Source organism: Mucilaginibacter paludis DSM 18603, from assembly GCF_000166195.2.
Classification (GTDB): Bacteria; Bacteroidota; Bacteroidia; order Sphingobacteriales; family Sphingobacteriaceae; genus Mucilaginibacter; species Mucilaginibacter paludis.
Window position 1 is genome coordinate 5,523,271 of sequence record NZ_CM001403.1, and the last position, 18,550, is coordinate 5,541,820.

The 18,550-nt window shown below is 44.9% G+C and carries 14 protein-coding genes; 6 read left to right on the forward strand and 8 right to left on the reverse strand.

The annotated features are described in order from the left end of the window. Positions 1–91 precede the first annotated feature (91 nt). Positions 92–3,190, forward strand: coding sequence for an efflux RND transporter permease subunit (locus tag MUCPA_RS23320; protein WP_008509729.1), 3,099 nt, complete (start codon positions 92–94; stop codon positions 3,188–3,190). 108 nt (positions 3,191–3,298) lie between these two features. On the opposite strand, the gene MUCPA_RS38340 is transcribed toward MUCPA_RS23320, so the two are convergent. The 4 genes from MUCPA_RS38340 to MUCPA_RS23345 form a co-directional block, all read right to left on the reverse strand. Next, positions 3,299–3,538: a hypothetical protein gene (locus tag MUCPA_RS38340; protein WP_040626318.1), complete on the reverse strand. Its 240-nt coding sequence runs from the start codon at positions 3,536–3,538 to the stop codon at positions 3,299–3,301. A 1,230-nt stretch (positions 3,539–4,768) separates the two neighbouring features. Next, entirely contained in the window at positions 4,769–5,548 is a 780-nt protein-coding gene (locus MUCPA_RS23335; protein WP_008509730.1) for a carbon-nitrogen hydrolase family protein, read from the reverse strand. 362 nt (positions 5,549–5,910) lie between these two features. Then, positions 5,911–6,801, reverse strand: coding sequence for a polysaccharide deacetylase family protein (locus MUCPA_RS23340; RefSeq protein ID WP_008509732.1), 891 nt, complete (start codon positions 6,799–6,801; stop codon positions 5,911–5,913). A gap of 722 nt (positions 6,802–7,523) precedes the next feature. Then, positions 7,524–8,321, reverse strand: a complete 798-nt coding sequence (locus MUCPA_RS23345; protein WP_008509734.1) for a S1/P1 nuclease — start codon at positions 8,319–8,321, stop codon at positions 7,524–7,526. Positions 8,322–8,534: 213 nt separating this feature from the next. On the opposite strand from MUCPA_RS23345, the gene MUCPA_RS23350 reads away from it, so the two are divergent. Then, complete coding sequence (locus tag MUCPA_RS23350) at positions 8,535–10,511, forward strand: DUF1800 domain-containing protein (protein WP_040626322.1); 1,977 nt, start codon at positions 8,535–8,537, stop codon at positions 10,509–10,511. A 37-nt stretch (positions 10,512–10,548) separates the two neighbouring features. Next, positions 10,549–11,823: a DUF1501 domain-containing protein gene (locus tag MUCPA_RS23355; RefSeq protein WP_008509739.1), complete on the forward strand. Its 1,275-nt coding sequence runs from the start codon at positions 10,549–10,551 to the stop codon at positions 11,821–11,823. A gap of 121 nt (positions 11,824–11,944) precedes the next feature. Here the strand turns inward: MUCPA_RS23355 and MUCPA_RS23360 are convergent, their stop codons facing one another. The 4 genes from MUCPA_RS23360 to MUCPA_RS23375 all read right to left on the reverse strand — a co-directional run bounded on the left by MUCPA_RS23360 (position 11,945) and on the right by MUCPA_RS23375 (position 14,678). Beyond that, positions 11,945–12,562: a hypothetical protein gene (locus MUCPA_RS23360; protein ID WP_169316200.1), complete on the reverse strand. Its 618-nt coding sequence runs from the start codon at positions 12,560–12,562 to the stop codon at positions 11,945–11,947. A 35-nt stretch (positions 12,563–12,597) separates the two neighbouring features. Further along, positions 12,598–13,221 (reverse strand): NUDIX hydrolase N-terminal domain-containing protein, encoded by a 624-nt coding sequence (locus MUCPA_RS23365; RefSeq protein ID WP_008509743.1) that lies wholly within the window; start codon positions 13,219–13,221, stop codon positions 12,598–12,600. A 5-nt stretch (positions 13,222–13,226) separates the two neighbouring features. Continuing rightward, a complete protein-coding gene (locus MUCPA_RS23370; protein ID WP_040626323.1) occupies positions 13,227–13,727 on the reverse strand; it encodes a hypothetical protein in 501 nt (166 codons plus the stop codon). Positions 13,728–13,970: 243 nt separating this feature from the next. Beyond that, entirely contained in the window at positions 13,971–14,678 is a 708-nt protein-coding gene (locus tag MUCPA_RS23375; RefSeq protein WP_008509747.1) for an HAD family hydrolase, read from the reverse strand. Positions 14,679–14,842: 164 nt separating this feature from the next. Here MUCPA_RS23375 and guaB point away from each other — a divergent pair, with 164 nt between their 5' ends. The 3 genes from guaB (at position 14,843) to MUCPA_RS23395 (ending at position 18,523) form a co-directional block, all read left to right on the forward strand. Continuing rightward, positions 14,843–16,312, forward strand: a complete 1,470-nt coding sequence (guaB, locus tag MUCPA_RS23380) for an IMP dehydrogenase (protein ID WP_008509749.1) — start codon at positions 14,843–14,845, stop codon at positions 16,310–16,312. A 150-nt stretch (positions 16,313–16,462) separates the two neighbouring features. Then, a protein-coding gene (locus tag MUCPA_RS37195) for an IS630 family transposase (RefSeq protein WP_085983325.1) occupies positions 16,463–17,595 on the forward strand; the annotation gives its coding sequence in 2 pieces (ribosomal slippage) (positions 16,463–16,889 and positions 16,889–17,595; 1,134 coding nt in all). 142 nt (positions 17,596–17,737) lie between these two features. Beyond that, positions 17,738–18,523: a hypothetical protein gene (locus tag MUCPA_RS23395; RefSeq protein WP_008509752.1), complete on the forward strand. Its 786-nt coding sequence runs from the start codon at positions 17,738–17,740 to the stop codon at positions 18,521–18,523. The last annotated feature ends 27 nt before the right edge of the window (positions 18,524–18,550 follow it).

The window sequence follows — 18,550 nt, forward strand, 5'->3', positions numbered from 1 at the left end:
TAGCGGAGCGGGGAATGGAATAGATTGCCGGTTATATAATTAGAAGAACAAAAATATTTTTTATTCCCTTTCGGGGATTAGATCCTTAAAAATGGATAAACAACCAGACAACGCTTCGTTCCCCCTTCAGGGGGCCAGGGGGCCTCTTCAAGGGGTGAAGCAGATTTTTCATCATCATTATCAAAAGCCGCTGCTTGGTTTGCTCATCCTGATTATAATGGGCGGGGCATACAGCTATACAAAGTTGAAAACTGGCCTGTTCCCTGATATTACTTTCCCCAAGATCAAGGTAATTGCCGATGCAGGGCAGCAACCGGTGGATAAAATGATGACCACCGTCACCATCCCGCTCGAAAACGCCATCAAGCGCACCGAGGGGCTTGATTATATCCGCAGCACCACATCGCGCGGCAGCGTAGAGATCAATATTTTTTTAAACTGGGACACTGATATTGATAAGGCTATGGCCCAGGTACAGGCCCTTACCGAGCAAGCTAAAGGCAACTTGTTAGCCAATACCAATATCAATGTTCAGAAAATGAACCCCTCCATATTGCCCGTAATGGGCTTTTCATTAGAGGGTAACCGGTCGGGCATCGAGCTTAAAAAGATTGCCCAGTTCCAGGTGCGTCCATTTTTGGCGGCTGTGCCCGGCGTTGCCGATATTGCCGTTATTGGCGGCAAAACCAAAGAGTACCAGGTAATTTTGCAACCGGCAAGGCTATCGGCTTTGGGTATTGTTCCACAGCAAATATCGGCCGCTGTTACCCAGGCCAATATCTTGGCCTCAAACGGTTATCTTAATGATCATGGCCGCTTATATTTAAACATTACCGATAACGCTATCGATAATATTGACAAGCTGCAAAACCTGGTAGTGCTTAACAATCCGCACCGGGTTGTTTTTTTAAGGGATGTAGCCGATATTAAGATTACCGAACAAAAGGAATACGTACGCATTAACGCGAATGGCAAGGATGTGCCCTTAATTGCGGTAATTAAGCAACCCGATGCCAACCTGATTGACGTGAACGATGGCATTATGGATAAGGTAAATGCCTTGAGCAAGATATTGCCCAAGGGAGTACATCTGCGCCCGTATTACAAGCAGGCCGATTTTGTGAACCAAAGCGTAAAGAGCATTGAAGATGTTTTATGGATAGGCCTGGTGCTGGCTATACTGGTGGTAGTGGTGTTTTTAAAATCGTGGCGAGCCAGCCTGATCATTTTAATTACCATCCCAGCTACGCTGGCATTATCCATCATAGCCTTGTATGTGGCAGGCTATACCTTCAATATCATGACGCTGGGCGCCATTGCGGCGGCTATTGGTTTGATGATTGATGATGCCGTGATTGTGGTTGAACAAATTTTTCGTAGCCATGAAGATCATCCCGGCGAGGGGATGCACCATATTGTAAAAAAGGCCATCTCATACCTGTTCCCCTCCATGGTGGGGTCTTCGTTAACTACCATCGTCATATTTATTCCCTTTGTGCTGATGAGCGGCGTAGCGGGCGCCTATTTTAAAGTACTGGCGTTCACCATGATTTTAACCTTGAGCATGTCGTTCCTGGTAACCTGGCTGATGTTGCCCATGCTATTCATTTTTATCCCCTTAAGTAAAAAAGTGCGTCAGTATAAGCAAGTGAAGGATGGCTGGATCAAATTCTTTTTAAAGATGCCGGTGATCAGCTTTGTATTCATGATCGTTTGCATCGTGATCATTGCGGTAGTTCCGGGCAGGCTGGAGTCGGGCTTTTTACCGTCGATGGATGAGGGAGCTATCGTGCTCGATTTTAAGAGCCCGCCGGGCACCACGCTGGAAGAAACCGACCGGATGCTGAAGCAGGTGGATAACATTGTTAACCATACGCCCGAAGTAGCTTCGTTTTCGCGGCGCTTAGGTACGCAAATGGGTTTCTTTATTACCGAACCCAATACCGGCGATTACCTGATCCAGCTTAAAAAACAGCGCGGCAAAACTACCGATGAAGTGTCGGACGAGATCCGTCATCAGATCCAAACCATATTGCCGCAGCTAACAGTAGATTTTGGGCAGGTGATTGGCGATATGCTGGGCGACCTGATGGCATCGGCTCAACCTATTGAAATTAAAATTTATGGCGATGATCAAAAAACCTTGCAGAACCTCTCGAAAAGAGCGGACCAACTGGTGGAGAAGGTAAATGGCACCGCCGACGTGTTTAACGGAATCACCATTGCCGGGCCCGAGGTCAATGTAAACCCGGATGTAACTAAACTGGCCCAGTTGGGCATGAACCCCGCCGATTTTCAATTTCAATTGCAGGCGCAGCTGGACGGTAACGTGGTGAGCTCCATTGTAGAGAAGGAGCAATCGGTTAACATCAGGATGATCTATCCAAAGGCTGCGCAAACATCGATGCAGGGCTTCCAGTCGGCCAGCATATTTTTACCGGGAGGGCAGTTGAAGGCGCTCTCATCCGTAGCCAGGGTCAGTATTGAATCCGGCGTAGCCGAAATTACCCGCGAAAACCAGAAGATGATGGGCGTAATTACCGCGAGGCTAAACAACCGCGATCTGGGCAGCACCTTAAAGGATATCCAAAGCAAGTTAGCTACCCTGAGTTTGCCTGCCGGCTACCATGTTGAGTATGGCGGCGATTACGCCCAGCAGCAAAAAGCATTTAAAGAATTGTTAACCATCCTGATTACGGCAAGCATACTGGTATTCATTGTATTGTTGGTCATGTTCCGCAGGTTTACCGTTGCCGGGATCATTATTTTGCTCGCCGTATTAGGCGCTGCCGGATGCTTTTTGGCCCTGTTGATTACCAAAACGCCTTTAAATGTGGGCAGCTATACCGGGATCATCATGATTATAGGTATCATAGCCGAGAACGCCATATTTACGTATCATCAATATGAAACCGGCCTGTTGGAGTGGCCCAGCGAGCAAAGTATTGTACATGCTATAGCCGCCCGCCTCCGCCCCAAATTAATGACGGCTACCGGGGCTATAATTGCCCTGCTTCCGCTGGCCCTGGGCATTGGAGCCGGCGCACAGCTACACCAACCATTAGCTATTGCGGTAATTGGCGGCTTGTTGTTTGCCTTGCCTTTGCTGCTGATAGTGCTGCCTACTTTGTTGAAGTTATTGCCTATGACAAAGCCTGCTGAAGCAAGTGCGGGCCAAGGCAGTGAATGATGATGTTGAGATAAAATCAATTAAACCTTAAAAAATGTCATTTTCTTTTAGAGGAAAATATCTTTTACGCGTGCAAGGTTAGCGATATGCTTTAAATATTAGTAGTGCTCAATTTATAGCATCGGCCCGCTCAATTGCCGCGGGGGCTGTTACTTTGTGGCGACAAAGTAACCAAAAGGCTTGATCAGCAAAAGGCTTCTTTGCCGCACATGCCTTTGGCGCACTTACCCCAGGCTTGGCCATGCCGCACAAAGCTTTAGAACCACGGCTGGTCCAGGCTTGCCCTGTTTCGCACAAGGCTTGCGCTACATCAACCCTGGAAGGCCCTGCAGCCACACAGGCTCCCATTGTTCTAAAGCTTTTTGGCCGAAGCTGCTTGCTGATGGGAAAAAAGAATATATGTAACTTGTTAGAGATGAAGTGTTAATGGTGTCGGTTTAGTTGTTGATAAAGTGTTATTGCGGATTCTAAAAGGCGGCTTCTGAATGATAAAATCAATCAAAACTAAAAAATGTCATTTCGACCAGAGGGAGAAATCTTTTGCGCGTGCAAGGTTAGCGATGTGCTTTTGATGTCAGTAGTGCTCAATTTATAGCATCGACCCGCTCAATTGCCGCGGGGGCTGTTACTTTGTGGCGACAAAGTAACCAAAAGGCTTGATCAGCAAAAGGCTTCTTTGCCGCACATGCCTTTGGCGCACTTACCCCAGGCTTGGCCATGCCGCACAAAGCTTTAGAACCACGGCTGGTCCAGGCTTGCCCTGTTTCGCACAAGGCTTGCGCTACATCAACCCTGGAAGGCCCTGCAGCCGCACTGGCCCCCATTGTTCTAAAGCTTTTTGGCCGAAGCTGCTTGCTGACGGGAAAAAAGAATATAGGTAACAAAGTTAATTTGTAAGGCAAGCATTGTAATGTTCTTCACCAAAAACACCTCGTACAGGGCCATGCCGCACGTCCCTCGACTACTTAGCTTGACGAAGTATCAGAGGATGACCGCTTTCGCGCACAAAAAAGGGTGTCATGCTGAGTGGCCGATCCGGTCGCCCGGAAAAAAATAAGGATGACGTTTGGAACTTATAGATTACCAAGCGCAGGTAGGCAAAGTGCGCAGAGGCCCGACTACACGCCGGGCCGGGTTTGGCCTGTGGGTGGAAGGATCGGGCAGTCTTGACTTTATTCACTTGTGTTTGTTTTTTTAAGGTGTTCATGAGCTCCCTACGGTCGGTTTTTGGTTCTTTTTGTGTCAAGACAAAATTGCGATAGCAATCATTCACACCAAAAACAAACAACAGTGAATAACGAACAAAGCCCTTCACGCGGCGATTGAGCGTGCCGATGTCGTAAATTATGAATACTGATTTTTGGAGCAAAAAATAGCACGTGCACCCGATATGCTGCAAACTTATCGCTCGCAAAAGGTCCCTCCTCGCGTCGGGATGACATGGCGGAGAGGGGTTTTTCGCTGATAATCAAAAACTTAACAACGCGTCATTATAAGCCTGTCGAAGTACGGTGTGGTGGCCTCTGCAAGCGAATTGTCCTCCAAAGTCGGTGAAATCCCTAATTCTAATCGGTGAAATCAAATAATCCTGAGTCTCTTGGCAAGAAGGCCGGTAGCAGCCTCGGCATCAATATCCGCTACAATGACGCCTGTTCTGCCGTAGGTTTCATGGACTATACAGCTTCCATCGGGCGCAATGATAGCGCTCGCAGAATCAGGATAGCTGGAGGCATAGTTACAACTTGCAAAGTAGATGGTATTTTCAAGTGCGCGCATCATCATGGCTTTTTCGTAATAGGGATTGTTTTTGGCGCCCCATTCCGTTAGCTGTAAACCGTTAGTATTGCTCCCCGCGAAATGAGGATGAAACACGATATGTGCCCCTTGCCTTGCTGCCCAACGCACCGATTCGGGATAGCGGAAGCCTTCATGGCAAATGGTGATACCGAATTTGATGCCGTTGATCTCAAAAATAGAGCGCTCCGTGCCAGGTAGCCAAATGTGATCTTCAGACGGGTCTAACTGGTTTTTGGTTTGGTAGCCCAATACCTCGCCATGGGCTGAAACTACATAAGCTAAATTTAAAAGACCGTTAGGATGATGCCAGTCCATCGGTATAATAATGGCGATACCATATTGAGCCGATATTTTGCATACGTTATCCAGTGCTGATTGTAATTTTTCCGGCGTGCGATCTTCAGTAGCATACCCCATTCCCGGATATCCCGGAAGGTACGATTCCGGGAAGCAGATGATTTCGGCCTTTTGTGCAACTGCATCTTTTACCAATTTTTCGAGCCAGTATAAGCCATCGTTTATTGATTTTGGAAATGGGGGCGATGCTAATGCTATTTTCATGATGTGAAAATTGTTTAGTTATAACTTGAGGTCAACCCATTCGCTCTTGTAGCTGGGTAGGCATATTGGTCGCTCGCATAAAATACACCCCGCCGCTCTCAAGAGGGGGATCGCGCATTTCCCTCGCTTTTGAATGTTTTAAATTGCGAATCGGTCAGACGAAAAGAATGCAACCTTGCATACAACAACTATGAACTAATATAAAACAAAATTATAACCTCCTAAACAAAAACAGCGACAAGTTAACCTCATCGCTGTTCATTGTTTCTTTTCATCGGTGTAATCACTCCATCTAAAATCGGTGAAATAATCCTCCAAAAATCGGTGAAATCATCCACCCAAAATCGGTGTAATCCCAATAACTACTTAAAGCTCGCCCTGATGCTGCTGCTTAGGGTATGGGCTGTCCAGTACCCACTGGCAATAATGCGGCGGATAGTCATGAGCGGATCAACCGGGTCGCGTTTGTCGGCTAATTGGAAGGCCGCTTTAAAGCCGCGTTTTTTTAGTTCGGGCAGGGCTGCTTTGTTCCAGATGCCAAAAGGATAGGCAAAGTAATCCATTTTTTTGCCGGTTATTTCTTCCAGTTTTTTGGTTGGCTTGTCAATTTGGGTTACCCAGTCATCAACCGGGCGGGTAGTTATCTTACCATTTTTGCCAATAATTTTGAATACACCGTTATGGGTGTATTTTGATACCATGTGGTGATCCCAGGTATGGCTGCCAATTACGTTTCCTTCGTCTGATAATTTTTTAACCATGTCGGGTGTCATGTAACGCGGGCGGCCGAGGGACACCGTCATTACAAAATATACCGCTTTATAGTGATACTTTTTAAGCTCCGGGTTGGCAATGGTAAATTGGTCCAGGTCAGTATCGTCAAAAGTAAGCATAATGGGTTTGGTAGGCAGGGCTGCGCCGGTAGTGAGGTAGGCATAAAGCTGGTCGGGCAGTATGGTATGGTAGCCGCTATCGGCCAGCATCTTCATGTGCGATTTAAAAACGGCTATCGGGCAAATATAATCTTTGGCGCTCTTGGAGTCCTTGGCCGTCCAATCGCGGATCTGGTGATAGCAGAGTATCGGTACCTGTTTGCGGGCTATAATGGCTGCTGCGTCGGCTGGTTTTTGAGCAATGGTGGTTGCATTGGCGGTAGTGTTTGTTGGGTTGGTTTCCTTTGGTGCCGAATGACATGCAGTGCCAGCCATTGCAACAAACGAAAAAGCGAGTGGAAATAGTTTAAAGAGCTTCACGGTGGATATTTTATTGTTGAGTATTTAACTTCAAATTAACGGAACATTATGTAATGGAAGTTAAAAAATTATCAATTTTTGGAAGATATTTAACAGTGACGGTTAGAGGGCGGTAGTGTTAGATATGACGGATGAGATTCTCGCAAAGCCGCGTAAGGAGCTAAGAAGTTGGATAAAAAGTTTTTATGAATCAACGTATCAAAATTTTTTGCTTAAAAAAAAAGTGTCCATCCCGATGAGGTTCGAAGAGGAACTATCTATTGAGCGATAGCGAAAAATCTTTTGCGCGCGAACTGGTATGTTGTAGACCTATTGCTTGTATGAGGTACCTCCGGGATGACATAGTTTTAGAATCGCCTGCCTCACCACCCTGTCATCCCGAGGTACGAGGGAACTTTTGCGAGCGATAAGTATGCGGTATAGCAGGCCCGTGCAAAAAGCCTAAAGCAGACCTGGCGCGCGCAAAAGTATGCGGCATAACAGTCGTTCGGAGATCCGTTTTAACCAGCTTTGACAACTTTTTAAAAGTTGTCAAAGCTCTTGCCACCTGGTTTCTTTTACGAGCGATAAGTATGTGGCATAGCAGGCTCGTGCAGAAATCCTAAAGCAGACCTGGCATGCGCAAAAGTTCTCTCCCTCCGGGATGACATCGTTAGTGGATAAACAAAAAGGTCGATTCAATGGAGAGAACCGACCTTTTTGATGTACGAAAGCAAGATGGCCTAAGCGCCGAATATCTTATTTAATAAACCGGCTAACCTCACGCCGCCTTTCAACAACTGTTGGTTAACTATGCCGATATGATCGAAAATATAGTTATAGCCCAATTTATCACCCGGCTTAATCTCGCCGTAAAGTTTTTCGGAGATCACGTTCGATTCATAGATCCACTGCTTCAGATCTGTTTTTTGCCATTCCGCGCGTTGTGCCGCTGTGGTAAAATTGATAAAGCTGGTATATTCGGTAAAGCTTAGTTGCTGGCTCTCAATTAACTTACTGTCCCAAACGCTGTGCATATTGGTTTTTTCGGTAAAGTTCCAAAATACTTCTATCTTGTTGCCGCCCTGGTCTTCGGAGCGGCCAACGTGGAAGGGCTGGTGAATATCGCCTATAATATGGATCAGCAAACGGGTGTACATCAGCACCTTGTCGTGCGGTAAGTTTGCCCTGTTTTTTAACTGGCCCATAATAAAGTTGAGCTTGGTATAAGCATCAACCGTGGTATCAACCTTGAGGTAGGCCATGGTTTGCTCATAGCTTTGGCCGGGTTCAAAGTCAAGGTAATGCCATGGCGTTAAATATTTGTACGATGGGTCCGACTTGATAAAATCAGCCCAGGTACTTGCCGCCGCTAATGATTCGTTTCCTAATATTTTTTGCAGAGCCAAACGGGCCTTTGGTGTTAAATAACTATCGGCAACCTGGCCAACAATACGGTGCCCTATGGCTCCCCAGGCCATAGCCTGAACAGGAAGGTAAATAAAAAGGGCAAGCAGGATTAGTTTTTTTGAAATGTTCATCTCCGTAAAAATATGTAATTTACAATAAAAAGCAAGGCGGCTTATGTTAACAAATTGTAGCGCCGGTAAATTTATAGCGCATGGAATATCATTTGAATTATCCGTATTACAGATCGTGTAACATCAACTTTATAAATTTTTAAGTTATCTGATTAAACTACAGTCGTGTTTAAACGTCTGATAGTTAAAATTGGCATTAATACATTTACAATAATGAAGGCATTTAAATTAACCGGCATTGCCATAGCTGTTGCTGTTTGTGGCGTTATCTTGTCGTCGTTTTTTTTCGGCCCCCGGCTCGCTGTAAAACACTTTACTTTCCCTTACAAGCAGGCCGGCCTTACCGAGAGGCAGGCGGCAGCCCATTTGCTAAACAGGTTTACTTATGGCGCCACACCCGGGCAGATAGATGCCGTAGTTAATATGGGTTTGGAAAAATGGTTTGAGCAGCAGCTTAATGCCAATATGCCGGATGATTCGCTTAACCGTATGCTTGATCAATACGACGCTTTAAAATTAACCAATACAGAGATTGCAGCTATCTATCCCCGGAACGGCGCTGTAGCGCGTATGGCTGTTAAAGATGGCGTGATCAATAAGGATTCGGTTAATAAGGCCATCGATAAAAAAGAATACCGTAGCCAACTGGCCACTTATATGGTGCAAAAGGGTTATAAGCCAGAGCAAGAGCTGATGCGCCAGTTTATCAATCAAAAAATATTACGGGCTACCTATACCAATAACCAACTGCAAGAGGTATTGACCGACTTTTGGTTCAATCATTTTAACGTATCTATCACCAAAAACCAATGTGCCGAGTTTATACCTAATTATGAGCGCGATGTAATTCGCCCCAATGTGCTGGGTAAGTTTGATCAGCTCCTGTTGGCTACCGCAAAATCTCCGGCCATGTTATATTACCTCGACTTGGTGAGCAGCGTGGGGCCTAATGCGGGCAATGCTAAAATGAGCCGGGCCAAGCAATATCGCCAGCAAACCATCATGGCCGACTCGACATCGCCGCAGGCTAAATTTTTAAAGCAGGCGCAAAAAGCTAAAAAAGCCCAGGGACTGAATGAGAATTACGCCCGCGAGGTAATGGAACTTCATACTTTGGGCGTTGATGGCGGGTATACCCAGGCCGATGTAACGCAGGCCGCGCGTGTATTAACCGGCTGGACAGTATATCCCATGAATAACGGTTATGCCAATCCCTTGAAAAAAACGGTGGACAATGCCGGTGAGGATAAATTAGCGCAGCGCGGCTTTGTACACGACGGCGACTTTTTATTTACGCCCAACAGGCACGATACCGGCGAGAAATTAGTGTTGGGCAAACGTTTTTCAAACAACGGTTACCAGGAAGGGGTTGACCTGCTCGAGATGCTGGCCCATAACCCATCCACAGCCAAATTTATCACCAAAAAACTGGCTGTGCGCTTTGTGAACGATGCCCCGCCGCAAACCTTGCTCAATAAAATGGCACAATCGTTCACCGAGCACGATGGTGATATTAAGCAGGTACTCATTACTATGGCTTCATCTCCTGAGTTCTGGAGCGCCCAATCGCTGCGCGAAAAAACAAAATCGCCGTTTGAGCTGGCTATCAGTTCGGTACGGGCACTTCATGCTACCATCAAACAGCCTTACCAGCTTTACGCCTGGATTACCAAGATGGGGCAGAAAATGTATTTCTACCAGGCCCCAACCGGTTTCCCTGATAAGGGGCAGTACTGGATCAATACCGGTGCATTGCTTAACCGCATGAATTTTGGACTGGCCCTGGCTACGCAACGCATCCCCGGTATTACATTTGACCTCGCTGCCTTAAACAATCATCACGAACCCGAAAGCACGCAGGCCGCGCTGCTTACTTATGGCAAATTGATTATGCCGGAAAGAAACCTTGATCAAACCGTTAAGTTTTTAACCCCTATGCTGAACGATCCTAACCTGGTTAACAAGGTTGGGGCGGCAGCAAGCCAGGCAACGCCAGCACAAGCCATGAATATGGCTCCCGCTGAGGATATGATGAATACTGCTGACGGTAACAAGCAAAAGTTCAAAGGAAATAATATAAAAAAATTAGGCAATATGGATTACGCGATGCTGACATCAAAGGGTAATAACTCCATGCTATCGCAAGTGGTAGGTGTGATCATCGGCTCGCCGGAGTATCAAAGAAGATAATAGATCAGAGTAAAAGGGTAATATTAAAAATAGTATCATGACATCAAGAAGAGGATTTTTAAAAGCGGGCGGACTGGCACTTTTCGGGATCAGTTTAGCAGGCGGCATTCCCGGCTTTTTAGCCGAAGCAGCAGCCAGCGATAAAATATACGCGCCCTATAAAAAGAAAAAAACAATGGTTTGTATTTTTCAGCGCGGTGCGATGGATGGGTTAATGGCGGTTACACCGTTTACCGACGAATATTTGAAGGCGGCGCGGCCAACCCTGTTTATGTCGGCGGCAAAGGGTGGTACTACCAAGCCGTTGATTGACCTTGACGGCCGTTTTGGCTTACATCCTTCCATGAGCGCTTTCGAGCCCTTGTTCCGCGAAGGCCGTTTAGGCATTGTACATGGTATAGGCTCGCCCAATAATACGCGGTCGCATTTTGATGCCCAGGATTATATGGAATCGGGCACGCCGTTTAACAAAGGTACCTCAAGCGGCTGGCTAAACCGCGCTGTTGGTTTGCTTGGCCACGATGCCGCCACTACGCCTTTCCAGGCGGTAAGCTTAACATCAGCTATGCCCCGCTCTTTTTATGGCGATAACCCGTCCGTAGCGATCAGTAATTTGCAGGATTTTGCCATCCAGATGCGCGGTAACCCTGCCGGTGCTAACATGGCCGCCAAAAGCTTTGAAGATTTGTACGGGCAGGCATCAACAGGCCTGCTGAAGCAAACCGGTAAAGAGAGCTTTGATGCCGTTAAATTGCTGCAAAAAAACGATACCAAAAATTATAAGCCCGCCAATGGCGCTGTGTATCCGGCTACATCGTTAGGTAATTCATTGAAACAAATTGCGCAGCTTATTAAAATGAATGTAGGCCTCGAGGTAGCCTTTACCGAATCGGGCGGTTGGGACACTCACTTTAACCAGGGTACCGAAAATGGAATTTTTGCCCGTAACGTGAACGATTTAAGTAACTGTATGGTAGCTTTCTGGACCGACCTTGGCCAGTACCAGGATGATGTTACCGTAATGAGCATGACCGAATTTGGCCGCACCGTTCACCAAAACGGAACCGGCGGCACCGACCACGGCCGTGCATCATGTAATTTTATTTTAGGTAACGATGTTAATGGGGGCAAAGTACATGGCGAAATGAAGCCGCTATCGGTTGATAACCTGGAAGATGGTCGCGATTTGGCTGTAACTACCGATTTCCGCTCCGTATTTAGCGAAGTAGCCGACAAGCACCTCAAAATTAGTAACGATAGAGTATTGTTCCCTGACTGGAATGGAACTCAAATAGGCGTAATGAAGGCTTAATGGCTTTAAAATTAACGCTAAGAGCCAGGCGTTTGTCCTGGCTCTTTTGCGTTAAGAGTTTTTTGGCAGGTTTAACCTTTCGCGAATTTCATTGTACGTTACTGATTCCGTTTGGATGATATTATGGCGCACTATTTATCGGTTCCGTGCCATATCCTCCAGGCTCAAATTTTTCATCTTTTAATAAACTAACAAACTCTTTTATGTCGGTTGCTAATCGGTCGATGGAAGGTGCTTCATCGTGGTTAACAAAGTAAAACCTGCTGGATTTTTTATCATAGAATCTTACAGGGCTAAAATCAAATTTTTGTTCTATATGTTGTAATTGATGGCGTTTTAGCTTTCTTTTTTTTACAAGAGGAGTAAATTCAACTGCCGGTGTATCTGGTTTGAATTTAAAATCTGGTATATTAAATAGTATTGTGAACCCGTCAATTGTTGCCGACATGGATATTTCGGTAAAATGCCAAATCGTATGGTAATTAAAATAACACGGTGCAAAGCCTATTTTAGTTAATTGGTTATAGGGGGACTGCGCTAACGCATAATTGCGTTTTTTTAGTTTGTTTATCCAACGTATTGGCCATGGCAAAACCGTTAATAATGATAATAATAGTGGCGGAACTGAGGCTAATAATAGTGCAGCGGAGCCTGTGAATTGCCGGTAGTGGTAACCCATGAACGCTATAAAGCCAAATACGGCAGCCAGGAGCAATGCACATAAAAGGTAATAAAACAACAGTTTGTATAGGTTTAGTTTGAGGAATGTTCGCATTAGTCAACAATGGCTTCCTTATCGGGATGATATAAATACTCAAACATCAGGTCGATCTGCGAAGGCAGCACCCGGTCTGTGGACAGTTCAGGTATGGTGTTTTGATCAAAGAATCCCACATCTAAAATATCAAACGCTCCGGTATGCTCTCCGCCGGTGATGTGGCACCTGATGAATATTTTGTAAGTATAATCCAGTTGGGGTGGGTGCGGATGATGGCGCTTATCCAGCACAGCCAATAGTTTTTTGGGTGCCACGATAAAGCCGGTTTCTTCAAAAGCTTCCTTTACAGCTACTTCAGTGGGCGAGAGGCCAATATCTGCCCATCCTCCCGGTAACGACCATTTGCCGTCAGCCTTTTCTTTCACCAGCAAAATCTGGTTCTGATCGTTAAAAATCACGGCGCGTATATCCACCTTAGGTGTGATATATTCTTTTTTGTCGTTAAAATAGAGGGAAAGGCTTTCTAAGGGATGGTCGGTAGCCAGATTCATCATCTCCAGACTAATCTGTTCCAGTTCTTTGTAACGTTCCACCTCATAGCCGTTAGTCGCATAAGTTAAACCAATATGCGACATGGTTTTGAGCCGCTTGGCATAGTTTAAAAGTTTTTCGGACGGCATAAGTGTTATATAGATGTTGATGCTTGCAGCGATGTATTCACAACGGATTGGATGGCTTTATCAGTCAACCTGATCTCCAGCAAAATGAGTAAAATAAAAATACTGTAAAATAGGGCCATATAAGCAAGTACTTCAATACCATCATGGTTTTTATATAATAAGGCGAGAACGGCTAAGAGCATCACGGACAGGAAACAAAATGCTACCGAGGATATAAAGCTTAACCTGACCTTATAGAATTGATGATTAGGGTCCTTTGAAAAATTGATGATCAGCTTAGGCAAAAGGTCTTCTATTGAATAACGAATACGTGTAAAATTAGTACTCTTTTTTCCTTCTGACCCAAAAAAACGTTTGTCGGTGCCGGCAAGCATTCTTGATGAAGTAAAATCAAGCGGATTATTGCGTTTTAACGAAACTTTCCTGATCGCTTTTGCTACCTGATCCTTGTCTGGTTGAGTTAGCAATACTTTTTTAAAGTAAATCATAACTGTGATATGAGCCATAAATATAAAAAATAGAATTAAGAATTGGCTTGGTGTTCCCGCGGGGGCTTTACGAACCCGGTTATCAGGAAGGCGACACATGTTCGTCGCGCGGTGAACACACCCCTACAGCCGCACCGCCCGGGACGCCCTGTCAAAAGGGGAGTTTGAAAAATTAGATGATAAAGCGTTGGCCCTGAGCGATTCCCCTCTTGAGAGGGGCGGAGGGGTGTGTTTTATGCAAGCGACAGGGATATCCCAACCTTATCCAATCCACTCCAATACCTCCATAATTTTATCCGCACTTTTAAAATTGGGGTGCTCAAAATTAGTATCAACCACCTCGTGAGCCCAGGTAGTATGGAAAGGGATGTGGATGCCATGCCCGCCAATTTTAATTACCGGCAAAATATCCGATTTTAACGAATTACCGATCATCAAAAACTCCTCGGGTTTAATATCCAGCCGTTTAATCAGCTTAAGATAATCATCCTCCGCCTTTTCAGACATGACTTCGATGTGGTGGAAATAATGCCCCAGGCCCGATTTATGCAGCTTGCGTTGCTGATCCAGCAGATCGCCCTTGGTTGCTACCACCAACCGGAAATGAGGTTTAAGCGCCGATAGTACTTGCTCAGTATCATCCAGCAGTTCAATAGGCTCTTCCAGCACTTCTTTGCCCATCTGGATAATGCGTTCCACAATGTCGATGTTTATTTTTTTATCAGATACTTTAAGAGCCGTCTCTATCATCGATAAAATAAAACCTTTAACGCCGTAGCCATATAGCGCCAGGTTGCCAATTTCGGTTTTAAGGAGCTCGCGTTCAATATTGTGCCCGGTTAAAAAGCCCTCCAGCAAGGCGTAAAACTTCTCTTCTGTTCTTCTAAAATAAGGTTCGTTTACCCAAAGGGTATCGTCAGCATCAAAGGCAATAACTTTGATGTTGGTATTCGTATAAAGCCTGTTCATGTTATTTACAATTTCTTCTCGGTTACAACGGGTTTGCGGCTTGCTAATTGAGCGCAATATATTGAATTGACGGTAATATTACACACAAATCAGCGTCAGCTTATTCAAAATCGAAAATATTTGTTACCTTTGCCCGGCAAATAATAACCCCAAAATTGTTTGCCATGCAATCAGACCCCTCCAAATTTGTAGCCGAAGGTTTAACGTACGACGATGTTTTACTGTTACCGGCTTACTCTGAAGTTTTACCGCGCGAAGTTGATACCCGGTCGTTTTTAACCCGGAATATCAGGCTCAATGTGCCCATTGTTTCGGCCGCTATGGATACCGTAACCGAAGCTGCTTTGGCTATAGCCATTGCGCAGGCCGGTGGTATCGGCATGCTGCACAAAAACATGACCATTACCCAGCAGGCCGATGAGGTGCGTAAGGTAAAGCGCTCCGAAAGCGGGATGATCCAGGATCCGGTTACTTTGCTGGAAACCGCGATACTGGCCGACGCTTTTAAAATAATGAAGGAATTTAGGATAGGAGGGATCCCGATTATTGATAGCGACCGGAAGTTGAAAGGTATTATTACCAACCGCGATCTGCGTTTTCAAAAAAATATGAGCAGGCCAATTGCCGAAGTAATGACCAAAGAAAACCTGGTGATTGCTCCCGAAGGCACCACATTGGTACAGGCCGAAGAGATACTGCAAAACTATAAGATAGAAAAACTACCGGTGGTTGACCAAAATGGCCGCCTGAGTGGTTTAATTACCTTTAAGGATATACAGAAGTTTAAAAACTACCCTGCCGCTTGTAAAGATAACCATGGCCGTTTACGTGTTGGCGCAGCCGTAGGTGTTACTGCCGATACTTTAGATAGGGTGGATGCCCTGGTTAAAGCGGATGTGGATGTAATTGCTATTGATACAGCGCATGGCCACTCCAAAGGGGTAATTGATAAGCTTAAGGAAGTGAAGGCCAAATATCCCGACTTGCAGGTAATTGTGGGTAACGTAGCCACCGGCGAAGGCGCTAAAGCCCTTGCCGATGCCGGAGCCGATGCCGTTAAGGTTGGAATTGGACCAGGCTCTATTTGTACCACACGTATTATTGCCGGGGTAGGGGTGCCGCAGTTGTATGCCGTTTACGAATGCGCCAAGGCATTACGCGGAACAGGCGTACCGGTTATTGCCGATGGGGGGATTAAACATACAGGCGACATTGCAAAAGCGATAGCCGCCGGAGCAAGCTCTATTATGGCCGGATCGTTATTTGCCGGGGTTGAAGAATCACCGGGCGAAACCATTATTTACGAAGGGCGTAAGTTTAAATCGTACCGCGGTATGGGCTCTATCGAGGCCATGGAGCAAGGATCCAAGGATCGTTACTTCCAGGATGTGGAAGATGATATTAAAAAACTGGTTCCCGAAGGTATCGTTGGCCGTGTAAATTTTAAAGGCACCTTATCCGAGGTGATGTACCAATATATAGGTGGCTTGCGGGCAAGTATGGGCTACTGCGGTGCCGCCAATATTGAGGCTTTGCAACAGGCTAAGTTTGTACGTATCACTGCCTCAGGCATTCGCGAATCGCACCCACACGATATTACCATCACTAAAGAGGCGCCGAATTATACAAGGTAGTTTTTTAGATGTGAGTATTGAGATATGAGTATTGAGATATTGCCTAAATGTTTCTAATGTATAGGTAAAGCCCGGTATCTTAATGCTTCTAGTGTCGCGTCAATTTGATATTGTCGTATATTTATTATACCTTTATCATCCAAAACGGATATGATAAAGTATAGAGTAACGTTAACAGAAGAAGAGCGGGGGCGGCTAAGTGCAATAATCAGCAAGGGTTCTCACGGTGCCCAACAGTATCGCAATGCTTATATTTTATTGAATTGCGATGAAAGTGGACTTGGGGAAAAGATCATCAACGAAGAAGTCAGCCGTGTTTTAAAAGTAAGCATGCGAATGATTGACCGGGTCAAACAGCGTTTTGTTGAAGACGGTTTTGAAGCGTGCCTGGACCGTAAGCCTATAATCAAGACAAAAGCAAAAAAAATAGACGGGGAAGCCGAGGCGCATTTAATAGCATTAAGTTGTGGCAAAGCACCCGAAGGCTTTTCAAAATGGTCGCTACGTTTATTGGCTGATAAAATGGTTGAGTTGAAATATGTAGAAGATATTTCCTATGAAACGATAAGAAAGACGTTAAAAAAAACGAGTTAAAACCCTGGAAAGTAAAAGGCTGGGTAATACCACCGCACCAAAGCAGTGATTTTGTTGCTAATATGGAGCATTTGCTGGATGTATATAAACGACCTTATAGCCAAGAGTTTCCGGTCGTTTGTATGGATGAGTCCCCAAAACAGCTGATTACAGAAACACGGTTGCCCATCCCAATGAAACCCGGACAAGATGCTCGGGAAGATTTTGAATATGCGCGTTGCGGGGTAGCCAATATATTCTTGGCATCAGAGCCATTGAACGGGAAAAGATATGTGGAGGTGACAGAACGGAAAACAAAAACAGACTGGGCAAAATTCATCAAACAAATAGCCGACGATTGGTACCCGAAAGCCACTAAAATAACCTTGGTAATGGATAACCTTGGCACACATAAACCAGCAGCGTTGTACGAGGCCTTTGAGCCGAAAGAAGCCAAACGACTAAGGGACAGGTTTGAATTTGTTTACACCCCAAAGCATGGCAGTTGGTTGAACATGGCAGAAATAGAGTTAAATGTTTTGATGGGACAATGTCTAAACCGAAGGATTGACAATATCAAAAAGATGCAAAAAGAAGTGTTGGCCTGGCAAACCCACCGAAACAATAAAGAAGCTACCATTAACTGGCAATTTACAAATGACGATGCAAGGATTAAACTCAAACACCTTTACCCGACAATTTTAACTTGACGTGACACTAGTATGTTTTTCTTAAATCCTCCTTGTCCGGGAGGATTTTTTTATTGTGCTAAATATTGCTTTGTACGATATTATTTTTTTAGCGTATCTGATATGGATATATTTCAGTATGTTTAGCTAAATATTAAATCTTATGAAGATGCGTTCGCTTGGTATTGGCCTAATTATTTGTTTGGGGATAGCCGGTTGTAAAAAGGTGGAAGATTCGCAGTCTACGGGTATTGTATTGTTGAGCCAGGTAACCCATACAAACGGAAGCACTACCGATGTATCAACCTTTAAATATGATGATCAGAACCATTTAATAGAATATAATGATGGTTTTACAAAACGTGACCACAAGTACATATACGATAGTAAGGATCGTATAACAGAGGCGGATAGCTATGGCCAGGTCAGCGCAACTCCCGTGAAAGATACCTTTACTTATCCGGATGATAACACCGTGACTATGACAGAAACGGGGCAACCATCGCTTCCCGCAAACTCAACGCCGACTGTTTTTACTTTGAACGATAAAAAGCAACCTGTAAAAATGCTTTTTGGAAACGGAGCAGGTGACTATAGCCTTTATACTTACGATGACAGGGGGAATCTATTAACGGAGATTGGTTACTTAAATGTAACTACAACAACTTTGCCTTCTATGAAAGTTACTTATGTGTACGATCAGAACAAGAGTTATTTTAGCAACGTAAAAGGTAGCTTGTTTTTATTGTTCGGTTTAGCTTTCGTTAATAATTTTACTAATCAAACGGCTTATGATCTTGGTCATACCAATGGTCTTACACATTATTCTAATGGTACCTTCGAATATAATTCTCAAGGCTATCCGGTTAAGGAAACGCGGTTAGTAACATCAACAGCCAATACCGATGTTGTTACTGATATTTATACCTATACTTATATCAGCAAGTAAAAACGAATAGTAAGTAGCTGGCGATAC